1 protein-coding gene is annotated in these 1,175 nt (G+C 41.6%); it reads right to left on the bottom strand.

What is annotated here, in order from left to right; all coding sequences use genetic code 11:
- Nucleotides 1-77: 77 nt before the first annotated feature.
- Entirely contained in the window at nucleotides 78-1,124 is a 1,047-nt protein-coding gene (gene lpxD, locus ACIR310F_RS0117365) for a UDP-3-O-(3-hydroxymyristoyl)glucosamine N-acyltransferase (RefSeq protein ID WP_028084921.1), read from the bottom strand.
- Between the last annotated feature and the right edge of the window lie 51 nt (nucleotides 1,125-1,175).

The raw sequence follows: 1,175 nt of genomic DNA, 5'->3' as shown, positions 1-1,175 counted from the left end.
GAAACTCTTACCCTCAAAAGACTCTGCGCCTCTGCGTGAAATAAAATCATACTCTTAATCAGCAACGCCGAAAATTCTTACCCATTACCTAATTTTCGTTGTAATCGTTGACAAAATTGATATATTTCCGGTAATCGGCTATAAATTGCTGATGCTTTCAGGTATATTTTATGGGGTACTGCTGGAGTCCCTGAGACAATTTCCCCTGGTGCTACGTCTTTGTGGATACCAGTTTGAGCCGAGGCGATCGCCCCATCTCCAATTTTAACCTGATTGGCAATTCCCACTTGTCCAGCTAAAATTACCCCATTTCCAACTTTTACACCTCCAGCCATGCCTGCTTGACCTGCTATGGCGCAACCAGCACCGATTTTACTACCATGTCCTATCTGGACTAAATTATCAATTTTGGTATTTTTACCAACTCTCGTTTCTCCCACTGCGGGACGGTCTATGGCTGTATTACAACCTACTTCGACTCCATCCTCTAAGACAGTATAACCAGATTGTTCCATTTTTAACCAACCTGTGCGGGTAGGAACAAAACCAAAGCCTTCTGCACCAATGACAGCACCGCTATGAATGACGCAATCTGCACCAATTAAACTTCGTTCATGAATGGTACAATTAGCGTGTAGGGTGGTACGATCGCCTATTTTCACTTCTGGATAAATAACGACATTGGGGTGAATTACGGCCAAATTGCCAATTTCCACCCCTTGAGAAATGACGACATGAGGACCAATATAGACATCATTCCCGATGTGGGCTGTGGGGTGAATAACTGCGGTAGGATGAATTTCTGCACTAGGATGGTATGGTTGATAAAATAGAGCGATCGCTTTGGCAAATAGTAAACGTGGTTCTGTAGTTGTTAACCATGCAATACCCCTGGCTGTTGCTTGGATTTGCAATTTTTCGTCTTCTGGTAAAATCAAGGCACTTGCACCAGTAGAATCAATTAAAGACGCGAATTTTGTCCCTTCTACATAACTCAAAGTACCAGATTTAGCTTCATCTATGGCAGCAACTCCAGTAATTTCTAAATCCTGATCTGGTTGTATGGTCAGGCTTTCAGCTTTAACAGCTTCACTAAATTGGCTGATGATTTTACTTAATTTCATAATTATTTACTAAAAAATTTTACAGTTTTTTGTCTCACGCCAAGCCAGAAA

This window comes from Dolichospermum circinale AWQC310F, from assembly GCF_000426925.1.
Classification (GTDB): Bacteria; Cyanobacteriota; Cyanobacteriia; order Cyanobacteriales; family Nostocaceae; genus Dolichospermum; species Dolichospermum circinale.
This window is presented reverse-complemented; position numbering and strand designations above follow the sequence as displayed.